Genomic DNA, 17,179 nt, shown 5'->3' on the forward strand with positions numbered 1-17,179 from the left:
CAACCCGTTGGAGAATGTCATGAGCAAAATCGCAATCATCGGGGCCACCGGTCGTGCCGGTAGCCAATTGCTGGAAGAGGCCTTGCGTCGTGGCCACAGCGTCACTGCCATTGCCCGCGATACGTCGAAGATCGCTCGGCGTGACGGTGTGATCAGCAAAAATGTCGATGCCCTCGATGCCGCTGCCCTGCAAGCAGCCGTCGCCGGTCATGATGCGGTGATCAGCGCGGCGCATTTCGCCACCCTGCCAGCCAGCGCCGTGGTCGGGCCGGTGAAGAAGGCCGGGGTCAAGCGCCTGCTGGTGGTCGGCGGCGCCGGCTCGTTGTTGTTGCCGGACGGCACCCGGGTGATCGACAGTCAAGGCTTCCCGGCCGAGTACAAGGCCGAAGCGGGTGCCGGAGCTGAGTTTCTTGAAACCCTGCGTCAGGAAAAGCAACTGGACTGGACTTTTCTGTCGCCGTCGGCGGAGTTTGTCGAGGGCGAGCGCACGGGCAAGTTCCGCATCGGCGAGGACGATTTACTGGTGAGCAGCGCAGGGCGCAGCTGGATCACGTTCGCCGATTACGCGATTGCGATGCTGGATGAAATCGAAACGCCGAAGCATTCGCGGCAGCGATTTACTGTTGGGTATTGAGGTCACTGATCTCCTGTAGGAGCGAGCTCGCTCGCGATGAACCTGAGAACGCCGCGGGGGATCAGGTTCCCAGCGTTATCGTTGGCGATCATCGCAAGCTCGCTCCTGCAGGATATTGTTCACCGACTCTGCGCCTGCTCCACCAGCCAGCCCATCAATTCACGCAACTTCGGCGAAGGCCCGGGTTTTTCGGGGAATACCAGGTAATACGCCAGTCCCGTTGTCACCTTCAACTCGAATGGCATGACCAGCCGCCCGGCGTTCAGGTCATCGCCGATCAGCGACCAGTCGCCAATCGCTACCCCCGTTCCCTGAGACGCCATCGACATCGCCAGGTCCAGTGTTTCGAAATGCTGGCCCTTGCCGACATTGCTCAACTGTACATCCGCGGCTTTCAACCAGGCCTTCCAGTCGCGTTCATCGCGGGTCGGGTGCAGCAACAGGTGTTGTTGCAGATCGGCCGGAGTCTGCAGGGGCATGGGGCCTTCGAGCATCGGTCTGGAACACACCGGCGTGAGTTGTTCATCGAAGAGTTTTTGCGACATCAATGAAGTGTCCGGCGGTGGGCCGTACATCACCGCCGCATCGAACTGTTCGCGATGAAAATCCACGCCGTGCTTGACCGTGGTGGTCAATTCCACCGGCACGTCCGGGCGTTCCCTTTGCCATTGCAACAGGCGCGGCAGCAACCAGCGCATGACGCAGGTCGGAGCCTTGAGCTGCAGGGTTTCGCGCTTCTCGCCGATCTGCTCCACCGCCTCGTCGATCAGGCCGAAAATCTGCTGCACCCGTGGCAGCCATTCCCGTCCTTCGGCTGTCAGGTCCAGGCCTCGTGCCTGACGGATGAACAATTCATAACCCAGAAAATCTTCCAGCCCGGCGATCTGCCGACTCACCGCGCCCTGGGTGATAAACAGCTGTTCGGCGGCCCGGGTGAAATTGCAGCACTGCGCGGTAATCAGGAATGTGTGCAGCGCCGGCAGGGGAGGCAGTCGTTTCATTGGGATCCAAGGTATGACGTGAGGACATGGCTAGTATGACTTTTTATCCATTGTTGCGGCTACGTGTCGCCCGTTCCAATGAGGCCATTCCCGGGCCTGCGAATCCATCATAAACACAGCGCATGCCCGGCGTCTCAAACGAACAAAAAGGGCAAAGACATGGCGACGTGCGGCGAAGTATTGGTCAAGTTACTCGAAAACTACGGGGTCGAGCAGGTGTTCGGCATTCCGGGGGTTCATACCGTGGAGCTGTATCGCGGGCTGGCCCGTTCGAGCATCAACCACGTCACGCCGCGCCATGAACAGGGCGCCGGCTTCATGGCCGACGGCTACGCCCGCACCAGCGGCAAACCCGGTGTGTGTTTCATCATCACCGGCCCAGGCATGACCAACATCACCACCGCCATGGGCCAGGCCTACGCCGACTCGATCCCGATGCTGGTAATCTCCAGCGTGCAATCGCGCAGCCAGTTGGGCGGCGGTCGCGGCAAGCTGCATGAGCTGCCGAACCAGGGCGCATTGTGCGCCGGTGTTGCGGCGTTCTCCCACACCCTGATGTCGGCGTCGGAATTGCCGGGCGTGTTGGCTCGCGCCTTTGCGCTGTTCCAGGCTGGCCGTCCGCGTCCGGTACACATTGAAATTCCGCTGGATGTGTTGGTTGAAGACGCCGACGACCTGCTCACCAGCCTGCCGGTCAACATCGACCGCGCCGGTGCTTCGCCGAGCGCCGTGTCGCGCATGACTGATTTGCTGGCCGGCGCCAAGCGCCCGCTGATTCTCGCCGGCGGCGGTGCAATCGACGCGGCGGCCGAGCTGACTGAGCTGGCCGAACTGCTGGACGCACCGGTAGCCCTGACTATCAATGCCAAAGGCATGCTCGCCTCCGGCCACCCGCTGCTGATCGGTTCGACCCAGAGCCTGGTCGCCACCCGTGCGCTGGTCGCCGAGGCCGATGTGGTATTGGCCATCGGCACCGAACTGGCCGAGACCGACTACGACGTGACCTTCGCCGGTGGCTTCGAGATTCCAGGCCAGCTGCTACGCATCGACATCGACCCGGACCAGACCGTGCGCAACTATCCGCCGCACGTGGCATTGGTCGCCGACTCGCGCAACGCCGCCCAGGCCTTGCTCAGTGCCTTGTCGCATAAATCCCTGGCCGAGCGCCGCAACGATTGGGGTCAAGTACGCGCCGCTCGTCTGCGTGAAGACCTGGCCGCTACCTGGGACGCACCGACCCTGGCCCAGACCCGTTTCCTGGAAACCGTGCTGCATGAACTGCCGGACGCCGTGTTCGTCGGTGATTCGACCCAGCCGGTGTACACCGGCAACCTGACGTTCAACCCGGAGCGTCCGCGTCGCTGGTTCAACTCGTCCACCGGTTACGGCACCCTCGGCTACGCCTTGCCGGCTGCCATTGGCGCCTGGCTCGGCGGCAGCGTTGAAAACGGCGCTCGCCCTCCCGTGGTGTGCCTGATCGGCGACGGCGGCCTGCAGTTCACCCTGCCGGAACTGGCCAGTGCCGTTGAAGCGCGCACCCCGGTGATCGTGCTGCTGTGGAATAACCAGGGCTACGAAGAGATCAAGAAATACATGGTCAACCGCGCCATCGAGCCGGTCGGCGTGGACATCTACACCCCGGACTTCATCGGTGTGGCCAAGGCATTAGGTTGCGCGGCCGAAGCCGTCAGCAGTGTCGAGCAATTGCGCGGCGCATTGCGCGTAGCCACCGATCGCCAGGGCCCGACCCTGATTGAGATCGATCAGGCCGAGTGGATGCAGGCGGTGTCGAAATGAGTTTTCCGACTACCCTGGATGGCCTGTACATCAACGGCCAATGGTCGGCAGGCAATGAGCACCTGCGCGTCATCAACCCGGCGACCGAAGCCCTGTTGACCACAGTGAATGGCGGCGATGAGCGCGCTGTTGATCAAGCCGTGAGTGCGGCGACCCAGGCATTCGCCGGCTGGTCGAAAACCACGGGCGCCGAACGCGGTGCCATCCTGCGCAAAATTGCCGCAGGCGTGCAGGCCAATCGCGAAAAACTGATGCACTTGCAGTCGAGCAACAACGGCAAGCCGCAATTCGAAGCCGCGATCGACGTCGATGACGTGATCGCCACGTTCGAGTATTACGCCGGTCTGGCCGAAGGCCTGGACGCGAAACAGGACAGTGCCATCGAGCTGCCGAGCGACGACTTCAGCGCTCGCCTGCGCCGTGAACCCTGCGGTGTGGTTGGCCTGATCGTGCCGTGGAACTTCCCGATGGTCACCACCGCGTGGAAACTCGCCCCGGCCCTGGCCGCCGGTTGCTGCGTGGTGCTCAAGCCTTCGGAAGTGACGCCGCTGCCGGAACTGGAACTGGCGGCAATCATCGCGCAAGCCGGTATACCGGCGGGTGTCTTCAACCTGGTATGCGGCACCGGCCTGGCTGTTGGCGCTCCGCTGTCGGCAGACCCGCGCATCGCCAAGGTGTCGTTCACCGGCAGCAATGCGGTCGGCGTGCAGGTCATGCAACGTGCGGCGGAAACCGTCAAGGGCGTGAGCCTGGAACTGGGCGGCAAATCTTCGCTGCTGGTATTGGCCGATGCCGATATCGACCTGGCGGTGGAAGTGGCTTGCGGCGGTGGTTTCTTCAACGCCGGGCAAATGTGTTCCGCCACCAGCCGCGTGCTGGTCGCCGATGAACTGGCCGATGAATTCCTGAGCCGCGTGAAGGCTCGTGCCGAAGCCATTCGCGTGGCCGACCCGTTCGATCCGAACGTGGAAATGGGCGCCCTGGTCAATCAGGCGCAGTACCAGCGAGTGCTCGATCACATCGACCGCGGTTTGAGCGCCGGCGCCAGGCTGGTTTGCGGTGGCAACCGCCCGGCCGACCTGCCGCGCGGATATTTTTTGCAGCCGACAGTCTTCACCGACGTGCCCCTCGACAGTGCGCTGTGGAATGAAGAGATTTTCGGCCCGGTGATCTGCGTGCGCAGTTTCGCCTCTGAAGCCGAAGCGATTGCCCTGGCCAACGACAGCCAGTTTGGCTTGGTCGCCAGTGTGGTGACGCGCAATGCCGAGACCGCCGACCGCGTCGCCAACGCTTTGCAGGCGGGGCTTGTGTGGATCAACGCGCCGCAGGTGATCTTCCCGCAGACCGCTTGGGGCGGCTACAAACAGAGCAGTATCGGCCGTGAATTGGGGCCGTGGGGCTTGCAGGCTTTCCAGGAAATCAAGCACGTGGTTCGGGCCGTCTGAAAGCACGAAAAAGGTGAGCGCATGCCTCGCGTTGAGGCATGCGCTGACGTCATGGCTTCAATGAGTTTTTATCGATAGTCAGGTGTTTTACACGACCTCAGGATGAACTCGCTGGCTCAGCCAGGCCCCCGAAAACACAGGGGCTAAAGCTGATCCAGCTGCGCGGATGCAACAGTTTCGACCAGCCTCATACCTACAAAAACAAAGGGAGTCCGTAATGGGCGAGCATGATCTGAACAGACGTCAATTCATCAAGACCGTAGGCGTAGCCTCGGTTGCAGCAGCGGCCATGAGCATGCCGTTCATCAAGGCCAATGCCAGCGATACACGTTTTGCCGGCAAGACCCTGCGTTTGCTGACCTGGTCGGATGACACCGGCCTGGCTGCGTTGCGCAACATCGCCGCGACTTTCGAAGACAAGTACGGCTGCAAGGTCATCGCTGACCGCACCGGCAGTACCTCGGAAATGGTCGCCAAGCTCAAGGCCGGCGGTGATCGTCCGCAATACGACATCATCACCCTGGCAGGCGTCGGTGCCGAAGGTCTGGCCGCCGCCAACCTGCTGGAAAAACCCGATCTCAACCGCATTCCCAATCTCGTCGATGTACCGGAGAAGTACCGCACCGGCGCCAATGGCCACGGTATCGGTTACCTGCTGTGGTGCAACAGCCTGGTCTACAGCACCCGCACCCAGAAACAAGCGCCGGACAGCTACGCTTCCCTGTGGGACGCCGACCTGGCACCGAACATCTTCCTGCCGCCGCCAAACTGGACCGAGGCCATGGACCTGATCATCATCGCCGCCAAACTGGCCGGTGGTGACGAGCACAACATCGAACCGGGCTTCAAGAAACTCGCCGAGCTGAAAGATCGTGTGGTGACCCTGGGTGAAAACCCGAACCAGATCGCCGAACTGTTCCGCACCGGTTCCCTGGACATGGGCGGTCTGTACGCACCCGCGTTCTTCCCGAAACAGATCCGCGATCCGAACTACGGCCTGGGCGCCACGTTTGGCATGAAGGAAGGTTTCTACACCGACCTGATGCTGTCGGTGATGCCGAAGAACCGTCCGGGCGATACCGACATGGCCTACGCCTTCATCAACCACTCTCTGGACCCGCTGGTGCAGGGCAAGATGGCTGAAGACATCTATAACGGCCCGGTCAATGCCAAGGCGATCATCTCCGCCGAAGCCCGCAAGAGCCCGTACATCCTCACGCCGGAGCAGATTGCCGAGAAGGCGATCATGCACGACAACGCCTTCCTGGCGACTGTGCATGACCAGTGGATTCGTCGTTACACGGAAATCTTTTCTTCCTGATCGAGTGACGTACACAGGATCTTCAAACACTGAAGATCCCCTGTGGGAGCGAGCTTGCTCGCGATATCGGAGTGTCAGTCGACATCATTGGCGACTGACAAGCAGTCATCGCGAACATGCTCACTCCCACAAGGGGGCAAAGTGACCTTGAGTCTTGTGTTTGTCAGCTGCTTTCCATTGACGAGACCCTTTGCTATGGAACACCAACCTCTGACCCATCCGGTGAGTGCCGCCCCCGTGCGCGCTGCTCAGGGTGTTTCGCCAACGACGCGCGCCTGGTTTTTCCTCTCGCCGTCGATGCTGTTTCTTGGCGTACTGATTGCCGCCAGCTTGCTGGTACTGCGCATGAGCGTGGGCACCAAGGGCGCGGAATGGTCCGGGTTCAGCCTGGCCAGTTACGCCCAGTTGCTGGAACCCTATTACCTCAAATCGCTGGTGCTGACTCTGCGCCTGGCGCTGATCAGTGCGGTGATCGCAGTAATCCTGGCGATCCCGGTGGCCTACACCATGTCGCGCCTGACCTCGCCGTTCGTGCGACGGATCTTCCTTGCGGCAGTGTTGCTGCCATTGCTGGTCAACCTGCTGCTGCAAAGTTACGGCTGGCTGGTGATCCTCGGTCCCGGCGGCATGCTCAACCAGACCCTGATGGGCCTGGGTCTGATCAAGCGCCCGATCATGCTGTTGTACAACCAGAACGGCGTGTTGATGGGCCTGGTGCAAACCGCCTTCCCGCTGGCCGTGTTGCCGATTGCCAGCGCCATGCGCGGGGTCGCTCGCAGCTATGAAGAGGCCGCCGCCACCCTCGGCGCCAGTCGCTTGCAGGTATTCCGCCAAGTGGTATTGCCGATGAGTCTGCCGGGGATCATTACCGGTGCGACCCTGGTGTTCGCCTACAACGCCAGCAGTTTCGTGGTGCCATTGCTGCTCGGTGGCCGGCGCGTGCCGATGCTGGCGGTGATGGTGCATGACCAGATCGCCCCGCTGATGAACTGGCCCGCCGCATCGGCTGCCGGTGTGGTGCTGATCGTTACCACCCTGGCGATCATGACCCTGTCCGAATACATCACTGGCCGTCGACGCCGCATGCTGGAGGCTTCGCAATGAGTACCCTGATCAAGAAGCGCCAGTCGCTGTTGCCGGGTGAAACCGGTAAGTTCGCCGGCATCCTCTCGGGTTTCATCCTGCTGTTGGCGGTGCTGCCGATCCTGACCATGATCGTGATGTCGTTCAGCGGCGCGTCGAACCTCGACTTCCCGCCGAGCAGCTACAGCCTGCAATGGTACAAAGCCGCCTGGCACACCTTTGTGTCACCGGACGCCAGCGACGTCCTGAGCCTCGGCCAGGCGATGACCACCAGCCTGCTGGTGTCGTGCCTGACCATGATCTTCGCCACGCTGATCGCAGTGCCGGCGGCCTATGCGTTGACCCGTTGCGAGTTCCGTGGCAAGGCCGTGGCGCTGCAACTGATGTCGTTGCCACTGGTGTTCCCGATGGTGGTGTTGGGCCTGGCATTGCTGCTGGTGTTCGACAGCCTGCCGTTCCACATGACCACCTCGCGCCTGGTGATTGCCCACGTGATCCTCGCGTTGCCGTTCGTGGTGAAGAACTGCACGGCGGCGATGCTCTCCATTGGCAGCGAAGTCGAGGAGGCCGCGCAGATGCTCGGCGCTTCACCGCTGCGGGCGATTGTCGATGTGGTGGTGCCGTTGATGAAGTCGGGGATCCTGGCGGGCATGCTGCTGGCGTTCATCGTCTCGTTCAACGAGTTCACCGTGACCTACTTCCTCTACACCATCGATGTGATGACCGTGCCGATCTGGATGTACAGCCGCACCGTGTCTTCGCTCGACCCAACCGTATTTTCGTTTGCCGTGCTGATCGTGCTGATCGACTTCGTCCTGATCTGGGCGCTGGAGAAGCTGGTTGGTGAAGGTGGCGTTTCGTTCTGATTTCTTGAGGTGATTCTTATGTCTGGTCTGATTCTGGAAAACGTCGAGAAACATTACGGCTCGGCCTGCGCGGTAACGGATGTGAACCTGCATTTGCCCGAGGGCAAACTGGTGTGTTTCCTCGGCCCTTCGGGCTGTGGCAAAACCACGTTGCTGCGCATGATTGCCGGCCTTGAAACCCTGACCGGCGGCGAGATCCGCCTGGACGGTGAAGACATCGGCAACACCCCGGCGCACCTGCGCAACTTCGGCATGGTGTTCCAGTCCCTGGCACTGTTCCCGCACATGACCGTGGGCGAGAACATCGCCTATCCGCTGAAGCTGCGCGGGGTCAGCAAGGCCGATCAGCAGGCGCGGGTGGTGGAATTGCTGGAACTGATCCAGCTGCAACCGATGATCAATCGTCCGGTGGCCAAGCTCTCCGGCGGCCAGCGTCAGCGCGTGGCGATTGCCCGGGCGATTGCCTCGCACCCGAAGATCCTGCTGCTCGACGAACCGTTGTCGGCGCTGGACGCCAAGCTGCGCGAGTCGATGCAGGTGGAAATCCGTCAACTGCAACAACGCCTGAACATCACCACCATCATGGTGACCCACGACCAGCGCGAGGCCATGACCATGGCCGATATCGTGGTGGTGCTGGGTGAACATCGGGTGCAGCAAGTGGGCACGCCGATTGAAATCTACCGGCACCCGGCCAACGAGTTCGTCGCCGATTTCATCGGTTCGGGCAACATCTTCCCGGCCACGGCGCTGGGCAACGGCAAGGTCAGCCTGCCGGGTGGCGATGCGCTGCAAGTGCCGATCTGCAGCAGCATTGTGGTCGGTGAAAAAGTGAAGATGCTGATTCGTCCTGAAGACCTGCAACTGTCCGCCCCCCAGGCGACCGCGGGCAACCGCTTGCTGGGCAAGGTGACGTTCGTGCGCGATATCGGCGCGACCATCGAGACCACGGTGGAGTGTTCCGGGGTGTCGTTTACCGCGCTGAGTACGCCATGTCAGGGCTTTGGCCTGAGCATCGGGCATCCGGTGTCGGTGACGTTGCCGGCGGAGGCTTGCCGGGTACTCGGGGCCTGATCAGGATTTGATGGTGGCCTTACTGGCCCTTTCGCGAGCAGGCTCGCTCCCACAATGGATTGATGAGACCACTGTGGGAGCGAGCCTGCTCGCGAAGAGGCCGGTAAAGCCAACCCGAATCTCAGCTAAACACTCAACCGCAACCGCGCCAGATCCCGCAGCGGCGGCGCACCGAACAGCCGGCTGTATTCCCGGCTGAACTGCGAAGGGCTTTCATAGCCGACGCGATACCCCGCTGCCGAAGCCTCCAGCCCTTCGGCCAGCATCAGCCGCCGCGCCTCCTGCAGGCGAAGCTGCTTTTGATACTGCAACGGACTCATCGCCGTCATCGCCTTGAAACGGTGATGCAGCGTCGACACGCTCAGGTTCACTTCTTTCGCCAGATCATCAATGCGCAACGGCTGCTCGAAATTGCCGTTGAGCCATTTGATCGCCTGGCTGATGCGATGGCTCTGGCTGTTGGCGATGGCGATTTCGTACAGCCGATGCCCCTGTTTACTGCGCAACAGTCGATAGAGGATCTCCCGGCGAATCAGCGGCGCGAGCATGGCGATGTCTTTAGGCGTGTCCAGTAGCCGTGCCAGACGCAACACCGCATCAAGCATGGCGGTGTCGAGCCGTTCGACATACAGCCCGCGCCCGGTCGGCCGGGTGGGCACGCCGAGGGGGCCGGCGTCGGCGATCAGTGCAGTGATTTCCGCCGGGTCGATGTCCAGGCGCAAGGCGAGGATCGGTTCCTCGGCCGAGACATCCACCACCCGTCCACTCAACGGCATCGAGACCGAGACCACCAGGTAGTTCAACGGGTCGTAGTTGAAGTACTCGTTGGCCAACTGAACTTCCTTGCGCCCCTGGGCCATGATGCACAGCGCCGGTTGCGCGAGCACCGGGGCAAACTCGTGGGACTGGCTGTGGCGGGACATGAACAGCGAGCCGATGGCTGTGGCATAACTGCCATCTTCGGCGGTGTTACGGCGAATGATCGCCGCCAGTTCCGCGCGCTGTTTTTCCATGTCGGTGTCCAGCGGGGCTTGAAAGTGATCGGGCGACGACATGCGAGGCATCCTCGGCAAGGCATGGTGGGAATGGGGCAGAGCATAAGTTTGTGCAAGTGACAGCGGTAGACACATCCTGCCGGATGCTTGCCTGATTCTGCCTGGGCTCGACCGGCGGTGTTAACGTTAGAGCCTTGCGCCGGAAAAACTTGCTTGAAACTCGTATGGCAGAACCGTGACAGGGTTTTACCGCTTGTTACAGGCTTCCCATGCAGTTTCGCAGGATTGTGCAACGCGCCGGCAGGAATCGACTAACGAGACCGGCGTCGCGGCCCTTAACCTTTGATCCTGTCGCAGCCCGTCCCCTGGCTGCCACGCGACTCCCCGGGAGGGTTGAACATGTCCAAGCAGATCCCCGTCAGTCATATGGCCTTCGTTCGAGCGCGCGCCGGGCGCTCGATGGAACTCGGTGTACGCCTCAGTGCCCTGATCGAACCGTCCCGCGCAGCGCCGGGCTGCCTGAGTTTTGCCTTGCAGCATTCACAGTGCGATCCGGATTTGTGGCTGGTGTCCGGTTTCTGGAGCAATCAACAGGCCATGACGGCGTACTTCAGCACGCCGGCAATGGAGGTTTTTGCCGAGCTGGTACAGGACCTGGTGGTCAACAGCCTGGATTTCCATACCTTCAAGGATGTGTCGGTGGCGCAGGCTCTCGGTCAGTCCGCGGCGGCGGTACACAAACTGGCCGGTTGAGGGTTTAATGACAGCATTCTCAACCAGCCAGGATTCGCAATATGGCACGTAAAGCCTTTGAACACTTCGAAGCTGTTTCCGCTGTAGTACCGGGCGAGGGTGGTTACCACGCTGCTATCGCCGTCAAGGCGCTGGGTGGTTCCGGCGCCCCGCGTTTTCACAAAGTGCTGGAAGGCCAAGTCTTCAAGACCGCCCATGAGGCCGATGATGCGGCCGCCAAAGAGCTGACCCGCCTCAAGGACGTCAAGGAAAACACCGACCTGCTCTGGTGATCACTTCACCGCCCCCGGGCGGTACATCTTGAACAACGCCTCAGGCCCCAGCTGGAAATAATCCGCTGGCCCGCCGCCGCGCAGAATCGGTTCTGCCGCGGCGGTGTCGTATATCCCATCCTTCAACAGCCATTTGGCGATATGCACGGCGACCACTTCGCCGAGGATCAGCCAGCTCGGCACCACATTGCCGTCTGCCCGTTGCAACTGGATTATCTGTGTGACCTTGCACTCGAACGACACCGGGCTTTCGGCCACTCGTGGCACCTGGATGACCTTCGAGGCAACGGCTGTCAATCCGGCCAGTTCGAATTCGTTGACCTCAGGCCCGACCATGGCGCAGCTCTGGTTCATCTGCTCGGCCAGCGGCCGCGTGGCCAGGTTCCAGGCGAACTCGCCGGTCTGTTCGATGTTGTTCAGGCTGTCTTTGCGCCCGACGCTGGAAAAACCGATGATCGGCGGAATGTAGTTGAAGGCGTTGAAGAAGCTGTAGGGCGCCAGGTTCAAGCGGCCCTCGGCATTCTGTGAAGAGATCCAGCCAATGGGGCGTGGGCCGACGATGGCGTTGAACGGATCGTGGGGCAGGCCGTGGCCGTTGGCCGGTTCGTAGAAGTGGATGTCGTCGGGCATGGAGTGAGTTCCAAGGGCGTTCGGGATGGCAAATAGTGCAGACCGTATCGTGTAAATACCAGCTCGGGATTTTTGCTTGACTGCAAAAGATCGCAGAAACGACAAAGCCCGGCCAAAGCCGGGCTGTGGTGATGCGTTCAGGGATCAGTTGGTGCGAGCGGTGTCGGTGCGATCGACGCTGTCGGTAGCGACATTGGCCGCGTCAGTGCGGCTGTCGCCAGCGGCGTTGCTTTGCGCGGTGAAGGCGGCGGAACCGGTGCGGTCGTAACCGTCGGCGGCGAAGGTATTGACCGCCAGTACAGAGAGGGTCAGGGCGAGAATCAGTCTGGTGTTCATGGTGGTTACTCCAGGTTCAGTTTGCACATCGCGTTGAATTGATCAGGCGGGTGCAGGATGAGTCCTGGGCATTAACCACTGATTAGGACTGCCGAATTCTCTTGAGACCGAGTCGCGGCCTTCGCGAGCAGGCTCGCTCCCACAAAGGTCTGGTGTACGCAGATCCAATGTGGGAGCGAGCCTGCTCGCGATAGGGCCATAACAGCCACCCTCAATGTAACTGTCAGTCCGTCACGATCCGCGAATGCTTGCGGGTGTCTTTCATGGTGGCGTACACCAGCAACGACACGGCAATACACGCGGTGACATACCAGTAGTAACCGGTTTCCATGCCGATGCTCTTGAACCACAGCGCGATGTATTCGGCGGTGCCGCCGAAGATCGATACGGTCAGTGCGTACGGCAGGCCCACGCCCAGAGCGCGAATTTCGGTCGGGAACAGCTCGGCTTTCACCACGGCGTTGATCGAGGTGTAGCCGCTGACGATGATCAGCGCCGCCATGATCAGGAAGAACGCACCCCACCAGGTCGTAATGGTGTGCAGGGTGGTGAGGATCGGCACGGTGAACAGGGTTCCCAGGATGCCGAAGGCAATCAGGATCGGCCGGCGACCGATTTTATCCGACAGCCCGCCGATGACCGGTTGCAGGCACATGAACAGGAACAGCGTGGCGGCGGAAATGGTGGTGGAGTCGGAAATGCTCATGCCGACGGTGTTCACCAGGTATTTCTGCATGTACGTGGTGTAGGTGTAGAACGCCAGGGTACCGCCCATGGTCAGGCCGACCACGGTCATCAGTTCCTTGGGGTGACGCAGCAAGGTGCGCATCGCGCTTTCCTTGGCTTTTTCCTTCTTGGTGAACGACTCGGTCTCTTCCATGCCGCGACGCAGGTACAACGCAACCACGGCACACAGCGCGCCGATGGCGAACGGGATGCGCCAGCCCCAGGCGTACAGCTCTTCGGTGGTGAGGATCTGCTGAAGGATGATCAGCACGGCCAGGGCGATGAGCTGACCGGAAATCAGGGTCACGTACTGGAAACTGGAGTAGAAGCCGCGACGGTCCTTGGTCGCCATCTCACTGAGATAAGTGGCGGAGGTGCCGTATTCGCCACCCACCGACAGGCCTTGCAGCAGGCGCGCGAACACCAGCAGGATCGGCGCACCGATACCGATGGTTTCGTAACCCGGGCTCAGGGCGATCAGCAGGGAGCCGAAGCACATCAGGTACACCGAGGCCATCAGTGCACGTTTGCGACCGGCACGGTCAGCGTACAGGCCCATCAGCCAGCCACCGATCGGGCGCATCAAAAAGCCCACGGCGAAAATCGCAGCGGTGTTCATCAGCTGTGCGGTTGAAGAACCGGCAGGGAAAAAGGTCTTGGCAAAGTACAGCGAGAAGGCGGCATAGACGTACCAGTCATACCACTCGACCATGTTGCCGACGGAACCGCTGAAGATCGATTTGATGCGACTGGCAGTGGTCCGTTCTTTGACCGGCGCGGCGGCCGACCCAAGGGGCAGGGTATTGGAGTTATCCATTGAAGGATCCTTCGTTTAGTTGTTTTTGTGGAGCGCGTGCGAACGCGGCCTGATGGGGCTATAGCAGGAGCTGTGCCAAGGGGGAGAAGGCTGGTTTAGAGGGGTTGGGGGGAATTGATGAGCGGAAATCCGCTTATCTGAAAGGAGGGGTGAGCGGAAAGTTGCTCATTCTGTTTGGTTTTTTTGGTGTCTGTTCTGGCCACATCGCGAGCAGGCTCGCTCCCACAGTTGATCGGTTCACTCCGAACCATTGTGGGAGCGAGACAGACGCTACAAAAACATCTCCCTGCTCAACCCATGCCGCTGCATCTTTTCATTGAAGGTCCGGCGCGGCAGTTGCAGTTCTTCGAGCACCGCTTTCACATCGCCCTTGTGCCGGGTCAGCGCCGCGCGCAGGCATTGCGCTTCGAACGCTTCCTGCTGCGCTGCCAGTGACTGGCCAGGCTCGATGCCCAAGGGTTCCGGCTCGCCGAGCCCCAATACCTGACGCTCGGCGACGTTCGCCAGTTCGCGCACATTGCCTGGCCAGTCGTGGCTCAATAAATGGCTCAGCTGTGGACCGCTCAAGGGTGGCAAGGTCCGCCCCAGGCGTTCGGCAGCGTTGCGGGCAAACGATTCGTAGAGCAAGGGGATGTCCTCGCGCCGGTCGCGCAGCGGCAGTAAGCGCAACTCGGCGACGTTCAAACGATAGGCCAGGTCCTCGCGAAAACGTCCGGCCCGCGCTTCGTCGAGCAGGTCCGGTTTGGTCGCGGCGATGATGCGCAAATCCACGCGGATACTCTGGTTAGATCCCAGTCGCTCAAGCTTTTGCTCCTGTAGCACCCGCAACAGTTTCACCTGCTGGGCCAGCGGCATGCTTTCGATTTCATCGAGAAACAGTGTGCCGCCGTCGGCGTACTCCAGTTTGCCAATGCGCTTGCCGGACGCCCCGGTGAACGCGCCACTCTCGTGACCGAACAGCTCGGCCTCGAACAATTGCTCGGGGATGGCCGCACAGTTGAGTGCGACAAAGGGCTTGTCGGCCCGCGGCCCGAACTCGTGCAGGCAACGCGCAACCAGTTCCTTGCCGCTGCCGGTTTCACCGCGAATCAGCACATTGACTGGCAGTGCTGCCAGGTCCAGCACCTGCCGACGCAGGGTCTGCAAACCCCGGGACACGCCGAGCAGCGTGGCATCCAGTTTGGCGCGGTTGTCCGCCTGCTCGTGCAGCGCACGGTTTTCCAGCACCAGCCGGCGCTTGTCGAGGGCGCGGCGCAGGCTGCCGAGCAGGGTTTCCGGGCTGAAGGGTTTTTCGAGGAAATCGTAGGCACCGTCGCGCATGGCCTCGACGGCCATCGGCACATCGCCGTGGCCGGTCAACAGGATCACCGGCAAATCGGCATCCCGGCGTTGCACCTCGGCCAGCAGTTCCAGGCCGGTCATGCCGGGCATGCGCACATCGCTGAGAATCACCCCGGCAAAGTGCCTGGGCAATTGCGCCAGGCATTCATCGGCGCGGCTGAACAACTGCACCTCGAAACCCGACAGGCTCAACCATTGCTCGACGGCACTGCGGATGCTGCTTTCGTCGTCGACCACCATCACTGAGTTCAGCATGGCTCCTGCACCTCCAGGTCGATGGGCAAGGTCACGGTAAACACGGCACCTTTGTCATGATTGTCGGCACTCAGGCGCCCGCCGGATTCGTGAACGATGGCAAACGATACGGCCAGACCGATACCCAGGCCATCGCCCACCGGTTTGGTGGTGAAGAACGGATCGAAGACCTTGGGCAGGTTCTCTTCGGCGATACCGCCACCGTTGTCGATCACGCTCAGGCGCCACAATTGCTCGTCGGCTTCGAGGCGGATTTCCAGGCGTTTGCAGGGTTTGTCATGCATCGCATCGAGGGCGTTGCGCAGCAGATTGATCAGCACCTGTTCCAGACGAATCGCATCGCCGCGCACCCAGGCCGGACGGGTCAGGTGCAACACTGTGCTGACCTGTTCGTCGCGCAACCTTGTGTCGAGCAGTTGCAGCGACTGGTCCACCACCGCCGCCAGGTCCAGGCGTTCACGCAAACCGCTGGGGCTCTTGCGAGCAAAGGTTTTCAGGTGGCCGGTGAGGGCCGCCATACGGGTGAGCATCTCATCCACCGGTTTGAGCGCCTTGTAGGCGTCGTCGACGCGGCCGTTGTCGAGCAGCAGGCGCAAGGTCGCCAGCTGCATGCGCTGGGCGGTGAGCGGTTGGTTGATCTCATGGGCCAGGGCGGCGGACATCTGCCCCAGTGCCGCGAGTTTGGCCGACTGCACCAGACCCTCCTGGGCGGTGCGCAGGTCACGGGTACGCTCTTGTACAAGCTGTTCGAGTTCTTCGCGACTGCGCTGGCGCAGTTTTGCCAGGCGCCAGCGCTGGTTGAGAAACAGCAGCAGGAACACCAGGGTCAGCCATAGCCCGGCCGCGGCGAGCGCCGCGTTGCGGCTGTCTTCGAAGGCGACTTGCGGGCGACGCAGCAGGTGCAGGGTCCAGCCCTCGGCACTCAGCGGCAGGGATTCCCACAGGTAATCCGCCTTGCCGTCCGGACCATCGACCCGAGCCAGGTCACTGTTGTCGTCGAAACGCCGCAACGATTGAAACTCAAGCGGCATCAGCGGTTGCTTGTCGTACTGACGGGTGGTCTTGAGTTCGGCATGATCGCTGTCGCTCAGCGGCTTGAGCAGTCGGTAGCGCCAGCCCGGCTGGTTGGCGATGAAAATGATCCCGCGCGCATCGCTGACCAACAGTGTGTCGCTGCCCTGACGCCACTCGCGCTCCAGTTCAGGAAACTCCAGTTTCACCACCATGGCGCCGAGGAACTGGCCATCGTCATCGCTGACCGCGCTGGAGAGGAAGTAACCGGGAATCCCGCTGGTCACACCCACCGCATAAAAACGCCCGGTGCCCTGGGTTCGGGTCTGGTTGAAGTAGGGGCGGAACGCGTAGTTGTGACCGACATAGCTGCTCGGCAGGCGCCAGTTGCTGGCCGCGATGGCCAGGCCGTTGCGGTCGAGCAATTCCAGGGTCGAGGATTGGGCAGCGCCGTTGATCTTTTCCAGTTTGCGGTTCAACGCATCCTGCTGCTCGGGGCTCACCGTACCCCTGAGTGCCGAGCGCAGCTCCGGATCCAGCGCCAGTACAGCGGGCAGGGCACGATAACGTTCGATCAAGGTATGCAGGGAAGTGGCGTATAGGGCCAATTGCTGATTGGCACGGGCGGCGTCTTCGACCATTGACTGGCGCACGGCGTGGCGCATGGCCAGGGTCGCGGCGATGGCGGCGCCGGCGATGATCAACAGGGTGTAGAGCGTCAGGCGCAGGGATCGAGATGACTCAAACATGCAGGGCTTACACAAGGAATACGGAGGGGGTCGCACGATAACATGAGCGACTTGGCCCTTGTAGGAGCGAGCC

Annotated in this window: 16 protein-coding genes; 9 read left to right on the top strand and 7 right to left on the bottom strand. The window is 61.5% G+C overall.

What is annotated here, in order from left to right; translation table 11 throughout:
• The first annotated feature begins 19 nt into the window (after positions 1-19).
• Positions 20-634, top strand: a complete 615-nt coding sequence (locus tag CAF65_RS00105) for an NAD(P)-dependent oxidoreductase (protein WP_085714454.1) — start codon at positions 20-22, stop codon at positions 632-634.
• 119 nt (positions 635-753) lie between these two features.
• Here the strand turns inward: CAF65_RS00105 and CAF65_RS00110 are convergent, their stop codons facing one another.
• Positions 754-1,635 carry a LysR substrate-binding domain-containing protein gene (locus tag CAF65_RS00110; protein ID WP_085714455.1) on the bottom strand — a complete coding sequence of 294 codons (882 nt, stop codon included), beginning with the start codon at positions 1,633-1,635 and terminating at the stop codon, positions 754-756.
• Positions 1,636-1,794: 159 nt separating this feature from the next.
• Here CAF65_RS00110 and CAF65_RS00115 point away from each other — a divergent pair, with 159 nt between their 5' ends.
• The 6 genes from CAF65_RS00115 to CAF65_RS00140 all read left to right on the top strand — a co-directional run bounded on the left by CAF65_RS00115 (position 1,795) and on the right by CAF65_RS00140 (position 9,221).
• Positions 1,795-3,432: a 5-guanidino-2-oxopentanoate decarboxylase gene (locus tag CAF65_RS00115; protein WP_085714456.1), complete on the top strand. Its 1,638-nt coding sequence runs from the start codon at positions 1,795-1,797 to the stop codon at positions 3,430-3,432.
• Entirely contained in the window at positions 3,429-4,877 is a 1,449-nt protein-coding gene (locus CAF65_RS00120) for an aldehyde dehydrogenase family protein (protein ID WP_085714457.1), read from the top strand. The genes CAF65_RS00115 and CAF65_RS00120 overlap by 4 nt, the downstream gene beginning before the upstream one ends.
• Positions 4,878-5,094: 217 nt before the next feature.
• Positions 5,095-6,198: an extracellular solute-binding protein gene (locus CAF65_RS00125; RefSeq protein ID WP_057396287.1), complete on the top strand. Its 1,104-nt coding sequence runs from the start codon at positions 5,095-5,097 to the stop codon at positions 6,196-6,198.
• A gap of 195 nt (positions 6,199-6,393) precedes the next feature.
• A complete protein-coding gene (locus tag CAF65_RS00130) occupies positions 6,394-7,302 on the top strand; it encodes an ABC transporter permease (RefSeq protein WP_085714458.1) in 909 nt (302 codons plus the stop codon).
• Positions 7,299-8,147: an ABC transporter permease gene (locus tag CAF65_RS00135; protein ID WP_085714459.1), complete on the top strand. Its 849-nt coding sequence runs from the start codon at positions 7,299-7,301 to the stop codon at positions 8,145-8,147. The genes CAF65_RS00130 and CAF65_RS00135 overlap by 4 nt, the downstream gene beginning before the upstream one ends.
• A gap of 18 nt (positions 8,148-8,165) precedes the next feature.
• Positions 8,166-9,221, top strand: a complete 1,056-nt coding sequence (locus tag CAF65_RS00140) for an ABC transporter ATP-binding protein (protein WP_085714460.1) — start codon at positions 8,166-8,168, stop codon at positions 9,219-9,221.
• Positions 9,222-9,346: 125 nt separating this feature from the next.
• Here the strand turns inward: CAF65_RS00140 and CAF65_RS00145 are convergent, their stop codons facing one another.
• Positions 9,347-10,276 carry an AraC family transcriptional regulator gene (locus CAF65_RS00145; protein WP_085714461.1) on the bottom strand — a complete coding sequence of 310 codons (930 nt, stop codon included), beginning with the start codon at positions 10,274-10,276 and terminating at the stop codon, positions 9,347-9,349.
• A 339-nt stretch (positions 10,277-10,615) separates the two neighbouring features.
• Here CAF65_RS00145 and CAF65_RS00150 point away from each other — a divergent pair, with 339 nt between their 5' ends.
• Together CAF65_RS00150 and CAF65_RS00155 are read left to right on the top strand one after the other, a co-directional pair.
• Positions 10,616-10,969 (top strand): putative quinol monooxygenase, encoded by a 354-nt coding sequence (locus tag CAF65_RS00150; protein WP_085714462.1) that lies wholly within the window; start codon positions 10,616-10,618, stop codon positions 10,967-10,969.
• A 41-nt stretch (positions 10,970-11,010) separates the two neighbouring features.
• Positions 11,011-11,241 (top strand): hypothetical protein, encoded by a 231-nt coding sequence (locus CAF65_RS00155; protein ID WP_085714463.1) that lies wholly within the window; start codon positions 11,011-11,013, stop codon positions 11,239-11,241.
• Here CAF65_RS00155 and CAF65_RS00160 read toward each other — a convergent pair whose 3' ends face one another.
• The 5 genes from CAF65_RS00160 to CAF65_RS00185 form a co-directional block, all read right to left on the bottom strand.
• Positions 11,242-11,871 (bottom strand): flavin reductase family protein, encoded by a 630-nt coding sequence (locus tag CAF65_RS00160; RefSeq protein WP_085714464.1) that lies wholly within the window; start codon positions 11,869-11,871, stop codon positions 11,242-11,244.
• Between the two features lie 144 nt (positions 11,872-12,015).
• Positions 12,016-12,207, bottom strand: coding sequence for a hypothetical protein (locus tag CAF65_RS00165; RefSeq protein WP_085714465.1), 192 nt, complete (start codon positions 12,205-12,207; stop codon positions 12,016-12,018).
• 223 nt (positions 12,208-12,430) lie between these two features.
• Positions 12,431-13,750, bottom strand: coding sequence for an MFS transporter (locus CAF65_RS00175; RefSeq protein ID WP_085714467.1), 1,320 nt, complete (start codon positions 13,748-13,750; stop codon positions 12,431-12,433).
• 270 nt (positions 13,751-14,020) lie between these two features.
• The gene (locus CAF65_RS00180) at positions 14,021-15,346 is read right to left on the bottom strand and encodes a sigma-54 dependent transcriptional regulator (RefSeq protein ID WP_085714468.1); all 1,326 of its coding nucleotides are present in this window, start codon (positions 15,344-15,346) and stop codon (positions 14,021-14,023) included.
• Positions 15,340-17,106: an ATP-binding protein gene (locus tag CAF65_RS00185; RefSeq protein WP_085714469.1), complete on the bottom strand. Its 1,767-nt coding sequence runs from the start codon at positions 17,104-17,106 to the stop codon at positions 15,340-15,342. The genes CAF65_RS00180 and CAF65_RS00185 overlap by 7 nt, the downstream gene beginning before the upstream one ends.
• Between the last annotated feature and the right edge of the window lie 73 nt (positions 17,107-17,179).

Source organism: Pseudomonas sp. B28(2017), assembly GCF_002113025.1.
Taxonomy (GTDB): Bacteria; Pseudomonadota; Gammaproteobacteria; order Pseudomonadales; family Pseudomonadaceae; genus Aquipseudomonas.

What these genes read in the sequence shown, in the direction of transcription:
- CAF65_RS00105 (WP_085714454.1), top strand. Translation starts at nt 20, where the DNA reads ATGAGCAAAATCGCAATCATCGGGGCCACCGGTCGTGCCGGTAGCCAA.
- CAF65_RS00145 (WP_085714461.1), bottom strand. Translation starts at nt 10,276, where the DNA reads ATGTCGTCGCCCGATCACTTTCAAGCCCCGCTGGACACCGACATGGAA.
- CAF65_RS00115 (WP_085714456.1), top strand. Translation starts at nt 1,795, where the DNA reads ATGGCGACGTGCGGCGAAGTATTGGTCAAGTTACTCGAAAACTACGGG.
- CAF65_RS00185 (WP_085714469.1), bottom strand. Translation starts at nt 17,106, where the DNA reads ATGTTTGAGTCATCTCGATCCCTGCGCCTGACGCTCTACACCCTGTTG.
- CAF65_RS00130 (WP_085714458.1), top strand. Translation starts at nt 6,394, where the DNA reads ATGGAACACCAACCTCTGACCCATCCGGTGAGTGCCGCCCCCGTGCGC.
- CAF65_RS00110 (WP_085714455.1), bottom strand. Translation starts at nt 1,635, where the DNA reads ATGAAACGACTGCCTCCCCTGCCGGCGCTGCACACATTCCTGATTACC.
- CAF65_RS00135 (WP_085714459.1), top strand. Translation starts at nt 7,299, where the DNA reads ATGAGTACCCTGATCAAGAAGCGCCAGTCGCTGTTGCCGGGTGAAACC.
- CAF65_RS00140 (WP_085714460.1), top strand. Translation starts at nt 8,166, where the DNA reads ATGTCTGGTCTGATTCTGGAAAACGTCGAGAAACATTACGGCTCGGCC.
- CAF65_RS00155 (WP_085714463.1), top strand. Translation starts at nt 11,011, where the DNA reads ATGGCACGTAAAGCCTTTGAACACTTCGAAGCTGTTTCCGCTGTAGTA.
- CAF65_RS00180 (WP_085714468.1), bottom strand. Translation starts at nt 15,346, where the DNA reads ATGCTGAACTCAGTGATGGTGGTCGACGACGAAAGCAGCATCCGCAGT.
- CAF65_RS00160 (WP_085714464.1), bottom strand. Translation starts at nt 11,871, where the DNA reads ATGCCCGACGACATCCACTTCTACGAACCGGCCAACGGCCACGGCCTG.
- CAF65_RS00165 (WP_085714465.1), bottom strand. Translation starts at nt 12,207, where the DNA reads ATGAACACCAGACTGATTCTCGCCCTGACCCTCTCTGTACTGGCGGTC.
- CAF65_RS00120 (WP_085714457.1), top strand. Translation starts at nt 3,429, where the DNA reads ATGAGTTTTCCGACTACCCTGGATGGCCTGTACATCAACGGCCAATGG.
- CAF65_RS00150 (WP_085714462.1), top strand. Translation starts at nt 10,616, where the DNA reads ATGTCCAAGCAGATCCCCGTCAGTCATATGGCCTTCGTTCGAGCGCGC.
- CAF65_RS00175 (WP_085714467.1), bottom strand. Translation starts at nt 13,750, where the DNA reads ATGGATAACTCCAATACCCTGCCCCTTGGGTCGGCCGCCGCGCCGGTC.
- CAF65_RS00125 (WP_057396287.1), top strand. Translation starts at nt 5,095, where the DNA reads ATGGGCGAGCATGATCTGAACAGACGTCAATTCATCAAGACCGTAGGC.